Origin of the sequence: Zeimonas sediminis (genome assembly GCF_023721795.1) — a bacterium.
In the GTDB taxonomy this organism is placed as follows: domain Bacteria; phylum Pseudomonadota; class Gammaproteobacteria; order Burkholderiales; family Burkholderiaceae_E; genus Zeimonas; species Zeimonas sediminis.
In genome coordinates, this window is sequence record NZ_JAMQYE010000001.1 from 285,342 (window position 1) to 304,493 (window position 19,152).

Consider the following 19,152-nt stretch of genomic DNA (forward strand, 5'->3'; position numbering starts at 1 on the left):
GGAGAGGGCGGTCAGAGCCTGGCTTGCGAGAAGGGAGCACCGGGTCGGCCGGCGCGGTCGTGCTCGAGAACCTCGGTCGCCTTGCGGTAGCCGAGCTCGATCATCTCCTTGGCCAGGTGGAAGTCCAGGATGCCGCAGGCGTCGACCGGTATCTCGATCAGCAGGTCGGTTCGGTAGGCGGCGAGCTGGAAGCGGGCGATCCGGTCCTGCATCGCCTCGACCGACTTCGCGATGATGTCGAGCGCGTCCACGTCCTTGCGGCCGGCCGCGCCGTTGCCGTTGCCCAGCCCCAGCGATTCCTGCGCCCGCGACAGCCAGCGTCCCAGGGCCCCCGGTTCGTCACCGCGGTCTTCCTCCGACGAGGCGCCCTGCAGCGCGGGGCGGGCGTGCGAGGCGGTCGCCGGGTCGGCCTCCGGGCCGTTCAGCGACACGGCGATCGTCCTGCGCACGGTCTGGCGCTGGGCCGGCGCCAGCGGCAGCGGACTCAGAAGACCGCCGTCGACCAGCAGGCGCCCGTCGCGCTCGACAGGCGTGAACAGGCCCGGGATCGCGATCGACGCGCGGATCGCCTCGAACAGCGAGCCTTCGCTGAGCCAGACCTCCTGTCTTCGCTCGATATCGGAGGCGACCGCGGTGAACGGGATCGGCAGGTCCTCGATCCTCGCCTCGCCGACCAGGTCGGCGAGCTTGGCCATCAGTCGTTCGCCCTCGAACAGCCCGGTCAGGGTGAACGAGAAATCCAGCAGGTTCCAGATGTCGGCGCGCGACAGGCCGAGCACCCAGTCGGTGTAGAGCTCGAGCTTGTCGCCGGCGTGCAGCCCGCCGATCAGCGCGCCGATCGAGGTGCCGGTGATCGAGCGGACCTCGAAGCGGCCGTCGTCGCGCAAGGCGCGGATCACGCCGATGTGGGCAAGGCCGCGGGCGCCGCCGCTGCCCAGCACGAGCGATACCGGGATCCTGTCGGTCATCGGGTCTGCTTTCGTGGAGTCGCGTTCGGGGCGCCGGTCGCCGCGGCCGCCGCCAGCGCCATGTTCGCGGCCTCGCCGCCGCTTCGCACCGCGGCCTCCAGCGTAGCCGGATAGTCGGGCCAGAGCCAGTCTCCGGCCAGCCAGAGACCCGGGGCCTGGCCGCGGAGATGGTCGGGCCGCAGGCGGGGGCGCCCGGGAGTGCAGCGAAAGGTCGCGCGGCGCTCGGTGACCAGTTTCACTGCGGCCGGCGGCGGTCCGCCGAACGCGTCGGCCAGTTGCGCCGACACGCCGGCGGCGATCCGCTCGGCAGCGACCCCGTCGAGGCGGCTCGCGGCGCTGATCACGATGCCCGCCAGCCTCGCCTGCGCGACGGTCCCGCGGTCGAACAGCCACTGCCCGTACCGGTCGCGTGCCGGCTCCTCGTCGAGCAGGCTCCAGCGCGGCAGCGCCGGCGCCGCATCGGCCGGCCACAGCGCCCAGGCGGTGGCGATCGGCTCGGGTTCGAAGCGCGCGATGGGCCCGGCCGGCACGCCCGAGGCTTCGAGCAATCGCGCCGCCGACCAGGGCGGCAGCGCGAGAACGACGGCGTCGAAGTCGGCATCGCCGATCCGCCAGCGGTCCGGCAGGCCGGGGTTCCCGCTCCGCAGCGCGAGGCGACGCACCGGCTCGCGCAGTCGCGGCTCGGCGCCCAGCGCGCGCAGGCGATCGAGTGCCGGTTCGGGCAGCAGGCTTCCGAGCGGGGCCTCGGCGCCGACGAAGTCCGAGGCGGCGCGGTCGGCGCCCAGCGTGTCGCGGAGCACCGCCGCGAAGGCCGCGGCGCAGGCCTCTCCGGGCATCGTGTTCAGCGCGCCGATGCACAGCGGCGCCCACAGCCGGTCGACCAGCGGACCGGGCTGGCCGAAGCGGGCGAGCAGTTGCGCGACGGTCTCGCCGTCGCGCGCCCGCCAGCCAGCCAGGCGCAGGCCGAGCATCAGCCGCAGCATCGCGCCGCGCGCGCCCGGCCCGAGCCCGCGCGCCGTGAGCGCTGCCCATCCCAGGTGCAGCGGCGCGGGAAGGCGGGGGGCCCTCAGCGACAGCCCGGCCGGCGAGGACAGCGAAAGCGGGTGCCGGCGCAGCAGGTGCCCGGCGCCCAGTCGCTCGATCAGTCCGATCGCCTCGCGGTAGGCGCCGACGATCAGGTGCTGGCCGTTGTCGATCGAGATGCGCCCGAGCGGGGTCTCGAGCGCGACCGTGCGGGCCCGTCCGCCTGGCGTCGGCGCGGCGTCGAAAAGCGTCACCTTGCCGCCGGCCTCCGCCAGCGCGAGCGCGGCGGCGAGGCCGGCCCAGCCGGCGCCGACCACTGCGAACGCTCCCGGGGGAGCGGCGCCGCCGGGCCCTAGGGCGGACGGGTCTCTCGCGCGACGCGCGACGGCGTCGAGTGCCACTGCCGGGGAGCCCGTGCTCAGACGGCCGGTGGGCGGCCGGCCACGAAAGTGCGCCAGGCCAGCCACAGCTTGCGGATCGGCGTCAGCGAGGTGCGGCGGTCGAGCACGAGGAAGCCGTCGCGCTCGATCTCGGCGAGCAGCGTCGCGTAGATCGCCGCCATGATCAGGCCCGGCCGCTGGGCGCGCCGGTCGGCCTCGGGCAGCGCCGCGAAGGCGCGGCGGTAGTGCTCGCGGGCGCGGTCGGCCTCGAACTTCATCAGGGCCGCGAACCGCTCGCTGTGCTTCGCCGCGAGGATCTCGTGGGCGGGCACCTCGAAGCGCTGCAGGTCCTCGATCGGCAGGTAGATCCTGCCCTTTCGCGCGTCCTCGCCGACGTCGCGGATGATGTTGGTCAGCTGGAAGGCGAGCCCCAGTTCGTGGGCGTAGTCGCGGGTGCCCGGCAGGGTCGCGCCGAAGATGCTGGCGGCGAGCTCGCCCACCACGCCGGCCACGCGATGGCAATACAGCTTCAGGCCCTCGAAGTCGAGGTAGCGGTTCTGGTCGAGGTCCATCTGCATGCCGTCGACGATCTCGAGCAACTGGCGGCGGCCGATCGAGCAGGCCTGCAGGTGGGGCTGCAGCGCGCGGGTCACCGGGTGCTGCGGATCGCCGGCGAACAGGCGCTCGATCTCGGCGCGCCACCAGTCGAGCTTCGCCCGCGCGACCTGGGGGTCGCCGGTCTCGTCGACCACGTCGTCGACCTCGCGGCAGAATGCGTACAGGGCGGTGATCGCGCGACGGCGCGGCGAGGGCAGGAACAGGAAGCTGTAGTAGAAGCTTGAGCCGCTGCGGGCCGCCTTGTCCTGGCAGTATTGGTCGGGGGTCATCGGGAGGGTCGCAGCCAGAGCCGGATCAGCGCCGGCGCGTCGCGCCAGCCGAGGGCGGGGCGGCCGGCAAAGGGGTCGTGCCCGCCCTGCGCGAGCCTGTCGAGGATGCGCAGGCCACCGGCCACGATCGCCCTCAGTTCCCATCCGAGGCGCCGGGGCACGCTGGTCGCCAGCGGGGCGCCGGATTCTAGCAGCCGCCGCGCGCGCGCGGCCTGGCCCTCCAGGAAGGCGCGCAAGGCCGGCGAGGCCCGGCCGGCGGCCGCGGCCGCTTCCAGGTCGGCTTCGCCCAGGCCGGCCGCCGCGAGTTCGTCGAGCGGCAGGTAGAGCCGCCCGCGCCGCCAGTCGACGGCCGTGTCCTGCAGGAAATTGATCAGCTGCAGCGCCGAGCAGATCCGCGACGACGGCGTGCGAGTGTCCTCGCGCCAGGCGCCGAACAGCCGCAGCACGAGCTCCCCGACCGGGTCGGCCGAGCGGCTGCAGTAGTCGAGGATCTCGTCGAAGCTGCGGTAGCGGCTGGTGACGACGTCCTGCCGGAAGGCCGACAGCAGCGCCTCGAAAGGTTCGACCGGGAGCGCATGCGCCCGCATGTGCGGGCGCAAGGCGGCGACCACCGGGGCGGACGGGGACGCGCTGCGCAGCGCGGCGGACAGCGCGTCGAGCTCGGCGATGCGCTGGGCCGGCGCGGCATCGCCCTCGTCGGCCAGGTCGTCGGCATGGCGCGCGAAGCGATAGATCGCCGCGATGGCAGGTCGCAGGCGGGCCGGCACCAGGAGCGAGGCGACCGGGAAGTTCTCGTAGTGGTCGACCGAGCTGACCGGGTTGGCCGACATCCGGGAGGGCGCGTTGCTCATGGGGGAGGGCGCGTTGCTCATGGGCGCCATTCTAGGGGCGACCCCGGCCGGCGAAGGCTCTTTCGTTGACGGCCTCGCCGCGGCGTGGATAATTACTGACTCGTGCGTCATTAACAACGATCGCTCGCCTTCCTCCTCGCTGCGTCGCGCGCCGCCGAGCGGCGGGTGCGCTTCCCAATCTCGCCGCCTGCCGCCACCATGCTTCGACTCTTCTTGCTGCTCGTCCCGCTCGCCGGACTGGCGATTTCCGGTTGCGACCGACAGCCGCCGGTGCGGGAGGAGCGACCCCGCCCGGTGCGCAGCGTCGTCGTCGAGCCTTCGCGCACCGCGATCACGCTCGAGCTGCCGGGCGAGGTGAGGCCCAGGATCGAGACCCGCTACGGCTTCCGCGTCGGCGGCAAGATCGCCGAGCGATTCGTGTCGGTCGGCGACGCGGTGCGGCCCGGCCAGCGACTCGCCCGGCTCGATCCGCAGGACGTCGCCCCGGCGATCGCCGCGGCGAGGGCGCAGCGCGAGGCTGCCCGGACCGACCTGAACCTTGCTCGCATCGAGCTGGAGCGCCTGAAGGACCTGCGGAGCCGCAACTACGTGAGCCAAGCCCAGGTCGATCGCCAGCAGGCCCAGGCCGACTCGGCAGAGTCGCGGCTGCGCAGCGCCGAGGCGCAGCTCGCGCAGGCCTCGAACGCGGCGGCCTTCCAGCTCCTCGTCGCCGACGAGCCGGGCGTGGTCACCGCGATCGAGGCCGAGGCGGGTCAGGTCGTCGCGGCCGGGCAGCCGGCGGTGCGGGTCGCGCGCACCGGCGAGAAGGAACTGCTCGTCCACGTTCCCGAGGCGGACCTGGCCGCGGCCCGGGCCGCGAAGGACTGGCAGGTTTCGATCGCCGCGCTGGGCGGCGAGCCCCTGCACGCGACGCTGCGCGAGCTCTCGCCGGTCGCCGACCAGGCTTCGCGCACCTATTCGATGCGTCTGGCCTTGCGCGGCGACCTGTCGGCCGTGGCGCTGGGCATGACCGCGACCGCACGCGCGGTGCGCCAGTCGGGCGAGGCGATCGTCCTGCCGATGTCGGCGCTGCACTCGAAGGACGATTCGCCGAAGGTCTGGGTGATCGGCGAAGACCTGAGCGTGCGCTCCGTGGCGGTCGGCACCGACGGCCTGCTCGACGACGCGGTGCGCATCGTGTCCGGCCTGAAGCCCGGCGACCGGGTCGTCACCGCCGGCGCCAACCTGCTGATCGAAGGGCAGAAGGTCAGGCTGGCCGGCGACGAGGCGGGGGGCGGCAAATGAGGCCGGCCCGCCCGGGCGGTCATCACCAGGGCAGCCATCGCTTCAACCTGTCGGCCGCGGCGCTGCGCTTCCCGCAGCTGACGCTGTTCTTCCTGCTGGTCGTCGGCATCGCCGGCACGCTGGCCTATCTGCGCCTGGGCCAGAGCGAGGACCCGGACTTCACCTTTCGCGCGATGGTGATCCGGACGATCTGGCCGGGCGCGACCACCGAGCAGGTCGACGAGCTGATCACCGACCGGATCGAGCGCAAGCTGCAGGAGACGCCGCATTTCAAGTGGACCCGCAGCTACTCGCGGCCCGGCGAGTCGCTGATCGTGCTGGAGCTGCAGGACGTCGCGCCCGCGAAGGAGGTGCCGCAGATCTGGTACCAGGTGCGCAAGAAGGTCGGCGACATCCGCGCGACGCTGCCGCAGGAGATCGTCGGCCCCTTTTTCAACGACGAGTTCGGCGACGTCTTCGGCACGATCTACGCGTTCACCGGCGACGGCTTCAGCCACGAGGAGCTTCGCCAGTCGGTCGAGGGCGTCCGCCAGGAGCTGCTGCGGCTTCGCGACGTGCAGAAGATCGAGCTTTTCGGCGTTCAGGCCCAGCGGGTGTTCATCGAGATCTCGCCGCGCGCGCTGGCCACCCTCGGCATCGATCCGCAACGGATCGCCGCCGAGCTGCAGGCGCAGAACGTGGTCGCGCCGGCCGGCACGGTGCAGGGCGCGAGCCGCGCGGTGCCGATGCGGGTTACGGGGCAGTTCGACACGGTCCGCGAGATCGAGTCGCTGAGACTGGCGATCGACGGCCGGCAGATCCGGCTGGGCGACGTCGCCCGGGTGTTCCGCGGCTACGTCGATCCGCCGGTCTACACGATGCGCTTCGGCGGCAGCCAGGCGATCGGCCTGGGGGTGTCGATGGCGCCGGGCGGCGACGTGATCGAGCTCGGTCGCGCGCTCGAGTCGACGATGGCGCGCCTGAAGGCCGACCTGCCGGTCGGCATCGAGTTCTCGAAGGTTTCGGACCAGCCGAAGATCGTGCGCAACGCGGTCGGCCTGTTCATGAAGGTGCTCGCCGAGGCGGTGGCGATCGTCCTGGCGGTCAGCTTCCTGAGCCTGGGGCTGCGCGCCGGCAGCGTGGTCGCGCTGACGATCCCGCTGGTGCTGGCCGGCACCTTCGTGGCGATGGACTGGTTCGGCATCGACCTGCACCGGGTCTCGACCGGCGCGCTGGTGATCGCGCTGGGCCTGCTGGTCGACGACGCGATGATCGCGATCGAGATGATGTCGCGAAAGATCGACGAGGGTCTCGACCGCTTCTCGGCGGCGACCTTCGCGTACACGAGCACGGCCTTCCCGATGCTGACCGGCACGCTGGTGACCGCGGCCGGCTTCCTGCCGATCGCGACCGCGAAGTCCACGACCGGCGAGTACACGTTCAGCATCTTCGCGGTGGTCACGATCGCGCTGCTGGTCTCCTGGGTGGCGGCGGTCACCGTGACCCCGTTCCTCGGCAACTGGCTGCTCAAGGAGAAGGGCGGCCATCACGAGGTGTTCGACACGCGCTTCTATCGCCGGCTGCGCGGCACGATCGACTGGTGCATGCGCCACCGCTGGACGACGATCGCGGCGACCCTGGGCGTGTTCGCGCTGGGCGTGGTCGGCATGGGGCTGACCGAGAAGCAGTTCTTCCCGACTTCGAACCGCACCGAGATCCTGGTCGAGATGTGGCTGCCCGAGGGGGCGAGCTACCGCGCGACCGAGGAGCAGGCGAAGCGGCTCGAGGCGGTCCTCGCCGAGGACCCCGACATCGCGACCTACGTCGCCTACGTGGGCAACGGCTCGCCGCGCTACTACCTGTCGCTCGACCAGCAGCTGTTCCGGCCCAACTTCGCCCAGTTCGTCGTGCTGACCCACGACGTCGAGGGCCGCGACCGGGCGCTGGCGCGGATCCGCGAAGCGCTCGACGCGAAGTTCCCGGGCGTGCGGGCGCGCGCGTTCCGCACGCCGCTCGGGCCGCCGGTCGCCTACCCGATCCAGTTCAGGGTGCTCGGCGAAGACCCGGCGCGGCTGAAGGAGATCGCCGCCCGCGTCGCCGAGGTGGTCCGCGCCGACACGCAGACCATCGATGCGCATGCCGACTGGGGCGAGCGGTCGCCGGCGATGCGCATCGAGGTCGACCAGGACAAGGCGCGCGCGATCGGCCTGAGCTCGGCGCAGATCGCCCGCTCGCTGGGCGCGGCGCTGTCGGGCGCGACGATCGGGCAGTTCCGCGAGGGCGACCAGCTGATCGACGTCGTGCTGCGAGCGCCTCCGGGCGAGCGCGCGTCGCTCGCCGGCCTGGCCAACCTGCAGGTGCAGACGGCCCTGGGCCGCTCGGTGCCACTGTCGCAGGTGGCAACGATCCAGGAAACGATGGAGGAGCCGATCATCTGGCGGCGCAGCCGAATGCCGGTGGTCACCGTGCGCGCCGACATCGTCGAAGGCGTGCAGGCGCCCGACGTGGCGGCGCGGATCGATCCGCGGGTCGATCCGATCCGCGCCGAGCTGCCGCCCGGCTACCGCATCGAGGTCGGCGGGCCTGCCGAGGACAACTCGAGCGCCCAGGCGGCGATCGGCGCCGGCGTCCCGATGATGCTGGCGGTGATGATGGGCCTGCTGATGGTCCAGCTGCGCAGCTTCTCGCTGACCTTCATGGTGCTGGTGACCGCGCCGCTGGGGATCATCGGTATCGCTGCGGCGCTGCTGGTCTTCGACCGGCCCTTCGGCTTCGTCGCGATGCTCGGCGCGATCGCGCTGGGCGGCATGATCATGCGCAACACCGTGATCCTGGTCGACCAGATACGCCAGGACATCGAGGCAGAAGTGCCCCCCTGGGACGCGGTCCGCGAATCGACCGTTCGCCGCTTCCGGCCGATCGTGCTGACCGCCGCCGCCGCGGTGCTGGCGATGATCCCGCTGTCGCGCGACGTGCTGTGGGGTCCGATGGCCTTCTCGATCATGGGCGGACTGGTCTTCGCCACGGTGCTCACGGTGCTGTTCGTGCCGGCGCTGTACGTGGCTTGGTATCGCATCCGGGCCGCTGCCGCCTGACCCGGCCTGGGGCTCGTGATGGGGTGGCGCGCGAGGCGGCGGGATGCCTGCTGCCTGGTGCGACGACGCGGCGCGCTTCGCGCGCTGCCCTCGCTGCCTTCGGAAGCGGCCGCGTCCCACGCGGCCCTTCCTCGTTCGCTCGGCGCGTCCTGAGCACCAGGCAGCAGGCACCCCGCCGCCTCGTGGCAAGGTCTTCGCACGCGCCCGGCGGGGCAGGCTCTCGCGGAACGGGGCTCGAGGCCGAGGGCGCGTCGCGTGGTGTTTCCTGCCGTGAGCGAAGTCGTCCGGCTTTCAGGGAAGTCCTCCGGCCGTCAGCGAAGGGCTTTTTGCCTGCCCGGGCGTGGCGACCGTGCCCGGCGGCGAGGCGGTGCGGGTTTGCCGGCGTGTAGGACGCGCCGACCCGACGAGGAAGGGCCGCCGGGGCGGCGGCCGCTTCCGAAGGAGGGGAGGGAAGCGCGCGTCAGCGCGCCGCGTCGTTTGCGCCGGCAAACCCGCACCGCCTCGCCGCCGCCGCCCCCACCAACCGAAGGGCAGCCAAAAGAGCCCGTAGCGCCCTTTCGTTTAGAATGTCGCGCTTCGCCGCGGCCGTGGCGGAATTGGTAGACGCACCAGGTTTAGGTCCTGGCGCTGCAAGGCGTGTAGGTTCGAGTCCTATCGGCCGCACCAGCGCAGACGGCGCCGCCGCAGCGCAGCCCACCCCCAGATGCTTTGGAATCTTCTCTGATGGCAACTCAAATCGAATCGACCGGTCAGCTCGGGCGCAAGGTGCACATGGATGTGCCGGCAGCCGACGTCAATCGCGAGGTCGGCGAGCGGCTTCGCAAGCTCGCTCGCACGCTGAAGATGCCGGGCTTCCGCCCCGGCAAGGTCCCGATGAAGATGGTCGAGCAGTCCTACGGCCCGCAGGTGCATGCCGAGGTGCTCGGCGATGCCGTCAGCAAGGCCTTCGGGGCGGCCGTCGAGGAGCACGGCCTGCGCGTGGCCGGCCAGCCGCGCATCGAGGGGCGCGACGGTGCCGGCGAGGACATCCTGGGCTTCACCGCCCACTTCGAGGTCTATCCCGAAGTGAAGATCGGCGATGCGGCCACGCTCGAGGTCGAGCGCGTGCGCTGCGCGGTCGGCGATGCCGAGATCGACAAGACGATCGACATCCTGCGCAAGCAGCGGGTTACCTGGGAGCCGGCCGAGCGCGCTGCCCAGGACGACGATCGGGTCACGATCGACTTCGTCGGCAAGCTCGACGACGTCGCTTTCGAAGGGGGCACCGCTAGCGAGTTCCCGTTCGTGCTCGGCGAGGGCCGCATGTTGCCCGACTTCGAGACCGGCGTGCGCGGCATGGCGCCCGGCGAGTCGAAGACCTTCCCGGTGGCCTTCCCCGAGGACTACGGCTCGAAGGACCTGGCCGGCAAGACCGCGCAGTTCGAGGTCACGCTGAAGAAGGTCGAGGCGCCGAAGTTGCCCGAGGTGAACGCCGAGTTCGCGACGCAGCTGGGCGTGCCCGGCGGCGACCTCGAGAAGATGCGCGCCGACATCCGCGCGAACCTCGAGCGCGAGGTCGGCCAGCGGGTCAGCGCCCGCACCAAGTCCAACGTGATGGACGCGCTGCCCAAGCTCGCCGAGTTCGAGCTGCCGAAGGCGCTGGTCGAGGCCGAGAGCGCCCAGCTGCTCGAGCGCGCCAAGGCCGACCTGCAGGCGCGCGGCATGGACCTCAAGCAGCTGCCCGACATCCCGGCCGACACCTTCAAGGAGCAGGCCGAGCGACGCGTGCGCCTGGGCCTGCTGGTCGCCGAGATCGTTCGCGAGAACGACCTGGCCGCCAAGCCGGACCAGATCCGCAAGCAGATCGAGGAGTTTTCCCAGGCCTACGAGAACCCGGCCGAGGTGGTCCGCTACTACTTCAGCGACCGCAACCGGCTGGCCGAGGTCGAGGCGCTGGTCGTCGAGCAGAACGTCGTCGACTGGGTGCTGGCCAAGGCGAAGGTGACCGACAAGGACATCGGCTTCGACGAGCTGATGGCGCAGCAGGGCTGATTCCCGGGGGCCGCGGCGCGGCCCACCTTGGCGCGGCATCCCCGCCCGAACCGAACACGGAGCGATCAATGAGCTTCAACAGCATCGTCGAAGACCTGGTCAACGCGCAGCTGGCCACGCGCCAGGCGCCGCAGGGCCTCGGCATGGTGCCGATCGTCATCGAGCAGAGCGGGCGCGGAGAGCGGGCCTACGACATCTACTCGCGCCTGCTGCGCGAGCGGGTCATCTTCCTGGTGGGCCCGGTCATGGACCAGACCGCCAACCTGGTCGTCGCGCAGCTGCTGTACCTCGAGTCCGAGAACCCGGACAAGGACATCGCGTTCTACATCAACTCGCCCGGCGGCTCGGTGTCGGCGGGCCTGGCGATCTACGACACGATGCAGTTCATCAAGCCGCAGGTCAGCACGCTGTGCATGGGCATCGCCGCCAGCATGGGCGCCTTCCTGCTCGCCGCCGGCGAGAAGGGCAAGCGCTTCGCGCTGCCGAACTCGCGGATCATGATCCACCAGCCTTCGGGCGGCGCGCAGGGCCAGGCCTCGGACATCGAGATCCAGGCCCGCGAGATCCTCTACCTGCGCGAGCGGCTCAACAAGATCCTGTCCGACAAGACCGGCCAGCCGATCGAGCGCATCGCCCGCGACACCGACCGCGACAACTTCCTGTCCGCGGAAGATGCGGTAAGCTACGGACTCATCGACAAGGTACTGGTCAACCGGGGCGAATCCGCCTGAGGCCGGTACGGAACGCGCGAATGTCGGAAAAGAAAGGATCGAGCGAAAAGCTTCTCTACTGCTCCTTCTGCGGCAAGAGCCAGCACGAGGTACGCAAACTCATTGCCGGCCCGTCGGTGTTCATCTGCGACGAGTGCATCGACCTGTGCAACGACATCGTCCGCGACGAGGCCCAGGCGGAGGCCTCCGCCGGCAGCCAGAAGACCGGCCTGCCGACGCCGGCCGAGATCTGCTCGATCCTCGACCAGTACGTGATCGGTCAGGAGCGCGCGAAGAAGATCCTCTCGGTCGCCGTCTACAACCACTACAAGCGGCTGCGTCACAAGGCCCGCAAGGACGAGGTCGAGCTCTCCAAGAGCAACATCCTGCTGGTCGGCCCCACCGGCTCGGGCAAGACCCTGCTCGCGCAGACGCTCGCGCGGCTGCTGAACGTGCCCTTCGTGATCGCCGACGCGACCACGCTGACCGAGGCGGGCTACGTCGGCGAGGACGTCGAGAACATCATCCAGAAGCTGCTGCAGAACTGCAACTACGAGGTCGAGAAGGCGCAGAGCGGCATCGTCTACATCGACGAGATCGACAAGATCTCCCGCAAGTCCGACAACCCGTCGATCACCCGTGACGTGTCGGGCGAGGGGGTGCAGCAGGCGCTGCTCAAGCTGATCGAGGGCACCGTGGCCTCGGTGCCGCCCCAGGGCGGGCGCAAGCACCCGAACCAGGACTTCGTGCAGATCGACACCACGAACATCCTGTTCATCTGCGGCGGCGCCTTCGACGGCCTCGAGAAGGTCATCCGCAACCGGTCCGAGCGCTCCGGCATCGGCTTCGGCGCGGAGGTGCGCAGCGAGACCGACCGTTCGGTCGGCGACGTGCTGCGCGAGGTCGAGCCCGAGGACCTGATCAAGTTCGGCCTGATCCCCGAGCTGGTCGGCCGGCTGCCGGTCGTGGCCACGCTCGACGAGCTGAACGAGGCGGCCCTGATCGAGATCCTGATCGAGCCGAAGAACGCGCTGGTCAAGCAGTACAGCCAGCTGTTCGCGATGGAGGGCGTCGAGCTCGAGATCCGGCCCGAGGCGCTCAGGGCCATCGCACGCAAGGCGCTGCGCCGCAAGACCGGCGCCCGCGGGCTTCGTTCCATCCTCGAGCAGGCGCTGCTCGACACGATGTACGAACTGCCCTCGCTGCAGAACGTGCGCAAGGTCGTGCTCGACGAGAACACGATCGAAGGCGACGGCAAGCCGCTGGTCATCTACGCCGACGCTCCCAAGGTCTCCGGCTCGAACTGAGCCGCCCCTCGCGCCCACTGGCCGCGCCGGGCGTCCGGCCGCATCCGAAAGGCCCCGCGCCGAGGCGCGACCGACTTCGGGTGCGGGCCGTTTCCCTTTTCCGGGTCCCGCCAGTCTTCCGTGCCCGCTTCCGGTCCGCCGCCTGGCCCGGCCGGTCGAAAGGCCCCGCGACGCGCATGGGCGCCCGGTCGAATGGGCGTATCCTTTTTGCGTGCTCTTGAAATCCCTCCGGATGGCACAACATCCCGGGGACAGTCCGATTGGAGAATTCGATGTCCGAAGAACAGACCCGCGCGTTCGATTCGCCGTTGCCGCTGCTGCCGCTGCGCGACGTCGTGGTCTTCCCCCACATGGTGATCCCTCTGTTCGTCGGCAGGCCGAAGTCGATCAAGGCGCTCGAATCGGCGATGGAAGGCGGCAAGAGCATCATGCTCGTCGCGCAGAAGAACGCCTCGAAGGACGAGCCGTCCGAGGCCGACATCCACCGCATCGGTTGCGTCTCGAACATCCTTCAGATGCTCAAGCTGCCTGACGGGACGGTCAAGGTGCTGGTCGAGGGCGCCCGGCGCGCGCGGATCGTCGACGTCGACGACAGCGGCGCCCACTTCACCTGCACCGTCGAGCCGGTCGCGGCCGACGGCGAGGCCAATCCCGAGGTCGAGGCGCTGCGCCGCGCGATCCTGGCGCAGTTCGACCAGTACGTGAAGCTGAACAAGAAGATCCCGCCCGAGATCCTCGCCTCGCTGAACGGCATCGACGATCCGGGCCGGCTCGCCGACACGATCGCCGCCCACCTGCCGATCCGCATCGAGCAGAAGCAGGAGATCCTCGAGACCACCTCGGTGTCCGAGCGGCTCGAGCGGCTGCTCGCCCAGATCGAGACCGAGCTGGACATCCTGCAGGTGGAAAAGCGCATCCGCGGCCGCGTCAAGCGCCAGATGGAGAAGAGCCAGCGCGAGTACTACCTGAACGAGCAGGTCAAGGCGATCCAGAAGGAGCTCGGCGAGGGCGAGGAGGGCGCCGACCTCGAGGAGCTCGAGAAGAAGATCAAGGCCGCCCGCATGCCCAAGGAGGCGCTGAAGAAGGCCGAGGCCGAGCTCAAGAAGCTCAAGCTGATGTCGCCGATGTCGGCCGAGGCCACCGTCGTGCGCAACTACATCGACGTGCTGATCGGCCTGCCCTGGAAGAAGAAGAGCAAGATCAACAACGACCTGGCCAATGCGCAGAAGGTCCTCGACGACGACCACTTCGGCCTCGAGAAGGTCAAGGAGCGCATCCTCGAGTACCTGGCGGTCCAGCAGCGGGTCGACAAGCTGAAGTCCCCCATCCTGTGCCTGGTCGGGCCCCCGGGCGTCGGAAAGACCTCGCTGGGCCAGTCGATCGCCCGCGCGACCAACCGCAAGTTCGTGCGCATGGCGCTCGGCGGCGTGCGCGACGAGGCCGAGATCCGCGGCCACCGTCGCACCTACATCGGGTCGATGCCGGGCAAGATCCTGCAGAACCTGACCAAGGTCGGCGTGCGCAATCCGCTCTTCCTGCTCGACGAGGTCGACAAGATGGGCATGGACTTCCGCGGCGACCCGTCGAGCGCGCTGCTCGAGGTGCTCGACCCCGAGCAGAACAGCACCTTCGTCGATCACTACGTCGAGGTCGAGTACGACCTGTCCGACGTGATGTTCGTCGCCACCGCGAACACGCTGAACATCCCGCCGCCGCTGCTCGACCGGATGGAGGTGATCCGCCTGTCCGGCTACACCGAGGACGAGAAGGTCGGCATCGCCCAGCGCTACCTGCTGCCCAAGCAGATGAAGAACACCGGGCTGAAGGCCGAGGAAATCTCGGTGTCCGAGGCGGCGCTGCGCGACATCGTGCGCTACTACACCCGCGAGGCCGGTGTGCGCTCGCTCGAGCGCGAGATCAGCAAGATCTGCCGCAAGGTCGTCAAGATGCTGCTGCTCACGAAGCAGGAGAAGAAGGTCAGCGTCACGCCCAAGAACCTGGACAAGTTCCTCGGCGTGCGCCGCTACACCTTCGGCATCGCCGAGAAGGAGAACCAGATCGGGCAGGTCACCGGCCTGGCGTGGACCGAGGTCGGCGGCGAGCTGCTCACGATCGAGGCGGTCGCGGTGCCGGGCAAGGGCAAGACCACCTTCACCGGCAAGCTCGGCGACGTGATGCAGGAGTCGATCAAGGCCGCGATGACGGTCGTGCGCAGGCGCGCCCAGCGGCTCGGCGTGAAGCCGGACTTCCACGAGAAGCAGGACATCCACATCCACGTGCCCGAGGGCGCCACGCCGAAGGACGGCCCGAGCGCGGGCATCGCGATGACGACCGCGCTGGTGTCGGTGCTGACCGGCATCCCGGTTCGCGCCGACGTCGCGATGACCGGCGAGATCACGCTGCGCGGCGAGGTGCTCGCGATCGGCGGCCTGAAGGAGAAGCTGCTCGCCGCGCACCGCGGCGGCATCAAGACCGTGCTGATCCCCGAGGAGAACGTCAAGGATCTCGCCGAGATCCCGGACAACGTGAAGAACCGCCTGGAGATCGTGCCGGTCAAGTGGATCGATCGCGTGCTCGAGGTCGCCCTGGAGCGCCAGCCTCAGCCCTTGCCCGAAGAGGAGCAGGGGGTTTCCGGTGGCACGGTGTCGGCAGCGCCCGCATCGTCGGGCGGCAGCGACCTGGTCAAGCACTGACGAAGGCTTCGGCCCGCATCGCAGGGGGTGTTTCCAGAGGGAAATTGCCGGGGGCTCGGCTTGACACTGCCGGGCCCCCGGCGATTTAATACGGCCTCTGCTTCGCCCGGCTCGATCGCGGCGTCGATACTACAAAGTGGCGCGCTTCATCGAGTTGCGCGCGTTCCATCAAAGTTCCATGAGGTGAGGGGGTTCCAGTGAACAAGTCCGAATTGATCGACCAAATCGCGAAGCAGGCAGACATCTCCAAGGCTGCGGCTGGCCGATCGCTCGACGCCGTCATCGGCGCGATTCGCACCACGCTGAAGAAGGGTGGCTCGGTCACGCTGGTCGGGTTCGGCACTTTCTCGGTCGCCAAGCGCGCCGCGCGCACCGGCCGTAATCCGCGCACCGGCGCCACGATCAAGATCAAGGCCGCCAAGCTGCCGAAGTTCCGCCCGGGCAAGGGCCTGAAAGACGCGATCAACTGAAGCGCCTTTTCGAAACACCGTTTTCCGGGACTGCAGAATCTCGTATATAATCGCGGTCTTCACGGTTGACGCAGTCGACCAGGGCGGAGCAGCAAAGGGTGCTTAGCTCAGTTGGTAGAGCGGCGCCCTTACAAGGCGTAGGTCGGGAGTTCGAGCCTCTCAGCACCCACCAGCGCAGCGCCCAGAGAATTTTGGAGTGGTAGTTCAGTTGGTTAGAATACCGGCCTGTCACGCCGGGGGTCGCGGGTTCGAGTCCCGTCCACTCCGCCAACACTCGAAGGGCGAACGGAAGTTCGCCCTTTTTTTTCATCCGTCGCCAGGCGCCGCGCTCGGGCGGCCCTGGCGCGCCAGGTGAGCCGTTTCGCATGTTCGATTCGATCCGTAAGCACCAGCGCCTGCTGCAGTTCATCCTGCTGATCCTGATCTTCCCGGCCTTCGCCTTCTTCGGGATCCAGGGCTACGACCGCTTCCTGTCCGATGGCGATTCGGTGGCCAAGGTCGGAGACTCCAGCATCACCCGGCAGGAATTCGAGCTCGCGCGGCAGCGCCAGCTCGAGCAGATGCGCCAGGTGTTCGGCGGGCAGGTGGATCCCGCCATGCTCGACAACGCGGGCGCGCGCGCCGAGATCCTCGAGGGACTGGTCACGCAGCGGGCGCTGATGCTCGAGGCTTCCGACCAGCGCATCGTGGTGTCCGACGACACGCTTCGCCGCACCATCCTGGCGATCCCGGACCTGGTCAAGGCGGACGGAAGCTTCGACATGGAGCGCTACCGTGCGCTGCTGGCCGCCCAGGGACGGAACGAGGCCATGTTCGAGGCCGAGCTGCGCCGCGACCTCGCGATGCAGGCGCTGCCCGGCGCGATCTCCCAGACGCCGGTCGTGCCCGATGCGCTGGTCGAGCGAGTGACCCGCCTCGGCGAGCAGACGCGCGAGATCCGGCAGCGCACTTTCGTGCCGGCCGACTTCGCGTCGTCGGTCGACACGTCCGAGGAGGCGCTAAAGCGCTACCACGAGCAGAACGCCGCGGCCTTCGAGACGCCCGAGCAGGCGAAGGTCGAGTACCTGGTGCTCGAGCCGTCGGCGATCGAGGCCACGATCAAGCTGAACCCCGACGAGGTCCGCGCCTACTACGAGCAGAACAAGGCGCGCTACGCGACCGCCGAGCAGCGTCGCGCCAGCCACATCCTGGTCACGGTTCCCGAGGGTGCGAGCGAGGCCGACAAGAAGGCGGCGCGCGACAAGGCGCAGGCGCTGCGCGACAAGCTCGCGGCCGGTGCCGACTTCGCCGAGCTGGCCAAGGCCGAGTCGCAGGACCCGGGCTCGGCGCCGTCGGGCGGCGACCTCGGCTTCTTCAGCGCCTCGATGATGGTCAAGCCCTTCGCCGACGCGGCCTTCGCGCTGAAGGAGGGCGAGATCAGCGAGGTCGTCGAGAGCGAGTTCGGCTACCACGTGATCAAGCTGACCGGCATCCGACCCGGGGTCGAGCGCGCCTTCCAGACGGTGCGCGCCGAGATCGAGGCCGAGATCCGCAAGCAGCAGTCGGCCGGGCGCTTCGCCGAGGCGGCCGAGAGCTTCAGCAACCTGGTCTACGAGCAGGCGGACACGCTGAACCCGGCCGCCGAACGCTTCGGGCTGAAGGTCGAGACCGCGGAAAAGGTCGGGCGCGACGGCGTGGAGTCGCTGCCGCGCGAGCACCCGCTGAACCAGCGCAGGCTACTCGAGGCCCTGTTCTCGGCCGAGAGCATCGCCAACCGGCGCAACACCCAGGCTGTCGACATCGGCGAGGGCCGCCTGGTGTCGGCGCGGATCGTCGAGCACAGCCCGGCGCGTCGCCAGGCCTTCGACGAGGTTCGCGACGAGGTCCGCAAGCGCCTGGTGGCCCGCGAATCGGCCGCCGCGGCGCGCAAGGCGGGCGAGGCGCTGCTGGCCGACTTGCGCGCCGGCAAGGCGCAGCCCGACGGCGCCTTCGGCGAGGCGCGCCGCATCGGCAGGGCGCCCTCCGACGCGCTGCCCCAGCCGGCGGTCGAGGCGATCTTCAAGGTCGACGGCGAAAAGCTTCCCGGCTACGCGGGAGCCGGCGTCGCGGACGGCGGCTACGCGGTGTTCGCGGTCACCAAGGTGATCGACGCCGACGACAAGCTGCTGGCCGAGCGCAAGCCGCTGTACAGGCGCCAGCTCGAGCAGGCCTACAGCCAGGCTGCGCTGAGCGCCTACGTGGATTCGGTCAAGGCGCGCCGCAAGATCGTCCGCAACGAGCAGGCGATCGCGCCCGAGCCCGTCGAGCGCTGATCGCCCGAGCCGGCGCCTCGCGCCGGTCGCGCGTCGGGGCCCCAAGGAAACCCCGGGGAACCCGTCTCAGCGAAGCGCCGGATCCTCCGCCAGCGCGATCGCGCGGGCACAGGCGTCGAGCGCGGCATCGTCGCTGCCGGCCGCCTCGATCCGCCGCGCCGCGTCGATGCCCCGGTAGTTCTTGCCCATCGACTTGTCGTAGGCCGGGTCGTAGTGCGCCTCGAGCAAGGCGGTGACGAACTCGGCCCAGCGACCCGCCTGAGCCAGCTCGCACCATCCGTCGACCACGCGGCGGCCGTGCATCGGCGCCAGTCGCTCCAGTCGCTCGACGAGGGCCGCGCGGTCCTCGACGAAGTGCCGGTACTCGCGCAGCAGCAACTCGGCACGCTGCGCGACGGGCATCTCGATGCGACTGCAGTCGGCGGCCCGCATCCGGGCGATCAGGCCGTCGGGCACGTGGCACTGGCCGACGCGCCGGCTCTCGGATTCGACGAAGACCGGCCGGGCCGGATCGAAGCGTCGCAGCGCGTCCCACAGCAGCGACTCGAAGCGCTTCTGCGAGGGCTGGACCGCGTCGGGCATCAGCCCGAGGACCGAGCCGCGATGGTTCGCGAGCGCCTCGAGGTCCAGGACCTGCGCGCCGAGCGCCGCGAGCCGCTGCAGGATCAGGCTCTTCCCGCTGCCGGTGCGGCCAGCGATCACGTGCAGCCGAAGCGCGTCGGGCAGCACCGCGAGATCGGCCACGACGCGCCGGCGAAAGGCCCGGTAGCCGCCTTCGAGCACCGCGGTGCGCCAGCCGACGCGGGCCATCACCGTCGCCAGCGAGCCGGACCGGTTTCCGCCGCGCCAGCAGTAGACCAGCGGCCGCCACTCGCGCGGCCGGTCGGCGAGCTGCGTCTCGAGGATCCCGGCGATGTTGCGCGACACGAGCGCAGCGCCGATCCGCTTGGCCGCGAACGAGGACTGCTGCGCGTAGATCGTGCCAACGCGGGCACGCTCGGCATCGTCGAGCACCGGCGTGGAAAGCGCGCCGGGCAGCCGGTCGTCGGCGAACTCCGACGGGCTGCGCGCGTCGAGGATCGCGTCGTAGTCGTCGAGCGACGCGATCGCCTCGTCGATGCCGACTACGACTGGATCCTTCATCGGGAGGGGGCTCGCGTGCGATCGGGGGAAGCGGACGGGG

At 70.2% G+C, this 19,152-nt stretch carries 13 protein-coding genes and 3 tRNA genes; 11 read left to right on the forward strand and 5 right to left on the reverse strand.

Annotated elements, in window-relative coordinates:
- Positions 1 to 11: 11 nt before the first annotated feature.
- The 4 genes from M6I34_RS01340 to hpnC form a co-directional block, all read right to left on the reverse strand.
- Positions 12 to 968 carry a patatin-like phospholipase family protein gene (locus M6I34_RS01340; protein ID WP_272483923.1) on the reverse strand — a complete coding sequence of 319 codons (957 nt, stop codon included), beginning with the start codon at positions 966 to 968 and terminating at the stop codon, positions 12 to 14.
- Positions 965 to 2,308 (reverse strand): hydroxysqualene dehydroxylase HpnE, encoded by a 1,344-nt coding sequence (hpnE, locus tag M6I34_RS01345; RefSeq protein ID WP_272483924.1) that lies wholly within the window; start codon positions 2,306 to 2,308, stop codon positions 965 to 967. The genes M6I34_RS01340 and hpnE overlap by 4 nt, the downstream gene beginning before the upstream one ends.
- A 101-nt stretch (positions 2,309 to 2,409) precedes the next feature.
- Positions 2,410 to 3,258 (reverse strand): presqualene diphosphate synthase HpnD, encoded by an 849-nt coding sequence (hpnD, locus tag M6I34_RS01350; protein ID WP_272483925.1) that lies wholly within the window; start codon positions 3,256 to 3,258, stop codon positions 2,410 to 2,412.
- Entirely contained in the window at positions 3,255 to 4,109 is an 855-nt protein-coding gene (hpnC, locus tag M6I34_RS01355; RefSeq protein WP_272483926.1) for a squalene synthase HpnC, read from the reverse strand. Before hpnC ends, hpnD begins: the two co-directional genes overlap by 4 nt.
- A gap of 294 nt (positions 4,110 to 4,403) precedes the next feature.
- On the opposite strand from hpnC, the gene M6I34_RS01360 reads away from it, so the two are divergent.
- From M6I34_RS01360 to M6I34_RS01410, 11 genes are all read left to right on the forward strand, one after another.
- On the forward strand, positions 4,404 to 5,393 hold the full coding sequence (locus M6I34_RS01360) for an efflux RND transporter periplasmic adaptor subunit (RefSeq protein ID WP_272483927.1): 990 nt from the start codon (positions 4,404 to 4,406) through the stop codon (positions 5,391 to 5,393).
- Positions 5,390 to 8,467 carry an efflux RND transporter permease subunit gene (locus M6I34_RS01365; RefSeq protein ID WP_272483928.1) on the forward strand — a complete coding sequence of 1,026 codons (3,078 nt, stop codon included), beginning with the start codon at positions 5,390 to 5,392 and terminating at the stop codon, positions 8,465 to 8,467. Before M6I34_RS01360 ends, M6I34_RS01365 begins: the two co-directional genes overlap by 4 nt.
- Positions 8,468 to 9,048: 581 nt before the next feature.
- Positions 9,049 to 9,133: transfer RNA gene (locus tag M6I34_RS01370), tRNA-Leu, on the forward strand.
- 57 nt (positions 9,134 to 9,190) lie between these two features.
- Positions 9,191 to 10,498 carry a trigger factor gene (tig, locus tag M6I34_RS01375; protein ID WP_272483929.1) on the forward strand — a complete coding sequence of 436 codons (1,308 nt, stop codon included), beginning with the start codon at positions 9,191 to 9,193 and terminating at the stop codon, positions 10,496 to 10,498.
- Between the two features lie 68 nt (positions 10,499 to 10,566).
- Entirely contained in the window at positions 10,567 to 11,229 is a 663-nt protein-coding gene (gene clpP, locus M6I34_RS01380; protein WP_272483930.1) for an ATP-dependent Clp endopeptidase proteolytic subunit ClpP, read from the forward strand.
- A gap of 20 nt (positions 11,230 to 11,249) precedes the next feature.
- Positions 11,250 to 12,515, forward strand: coding sequence for an ATP-dependent Clp protease ATP-binding subunit ClpX (gene clpX / locus M6I34_RS01385; protein WP_272483931.1), 1,266 nt, complete (start codon positions 11,250 to 11,252; stop codon positions 12,513 to 12,515).
- Positions 12,516 to 12,787: 272 nt separating this feature from the next.
- Positions 12,788 to 15,208: an endopeptidase La gene (lon, locus tag M6I34_RS01390; protein ID WP_272483932.1), complete on the forward strand. Its 2,421-nt coding sequence runs from the start codon at positions 12,788 to 12,790 to the stop codon at positions 15,206 to 15,208.
- A gap of 197 nt (positions 15,209 to 15,405) precedes the next feature.
- Positions 15,406 to 15,678, forward strand: a complete 273-nt coding sequence (locus tag M6I34_RS01395; protein ID WP_272483933.1) for an HU family DNA-binding protein — start codon at positions 15,406 to 15,408, stop codon at positions 15,676 to 15,678.
- Between the two features lie 96 nt (positions 15,679 to 15,774).
- A tRNA-Val gene (locus tag M6I34_RS01400) sits at positions 15,775 to 15,850 on the forward strand.
- A gap of 21 nt (positions 15,851 to 15,871) precedes the next feature.
- A tRNA-Asp gene (locus tag M6I34_RS01405) sits at positions 15,872 to 15,948 on the forward strand.
- Between the two features lie 95 nt (positions 15,949 to 16,043).
- Entirely contained in the window at positions 16,044 to 17,969 is a 1,926-nt protein-coding gene (locus M6I34_RS01410) for a SurA N-terminal domain-containing protein (RefSeq protein ID WP_272483934.1), read from the forward strand.
- A 66-nt stretch (positions 17,970 to 18,035) separates the two neighbouring features.
- Here the strand turns inward: M6I34_RS01410 and mnmH are convergent, their stop codons facing one another.
- A complete protein-coding gene (gene mnmH / locus M6I34_RS01415) occupies positions 18,036 to 19,112 on the reverse strand; it encodes a tRNA 2-selenouridine(34) synthase MnmH (RefSeq protein ID WP_272483935.1) in 1,077 nt (358 codons plus the stop codon).
- Positions 19,113 to 19,152: the final 40 nt, after the last annotated feature.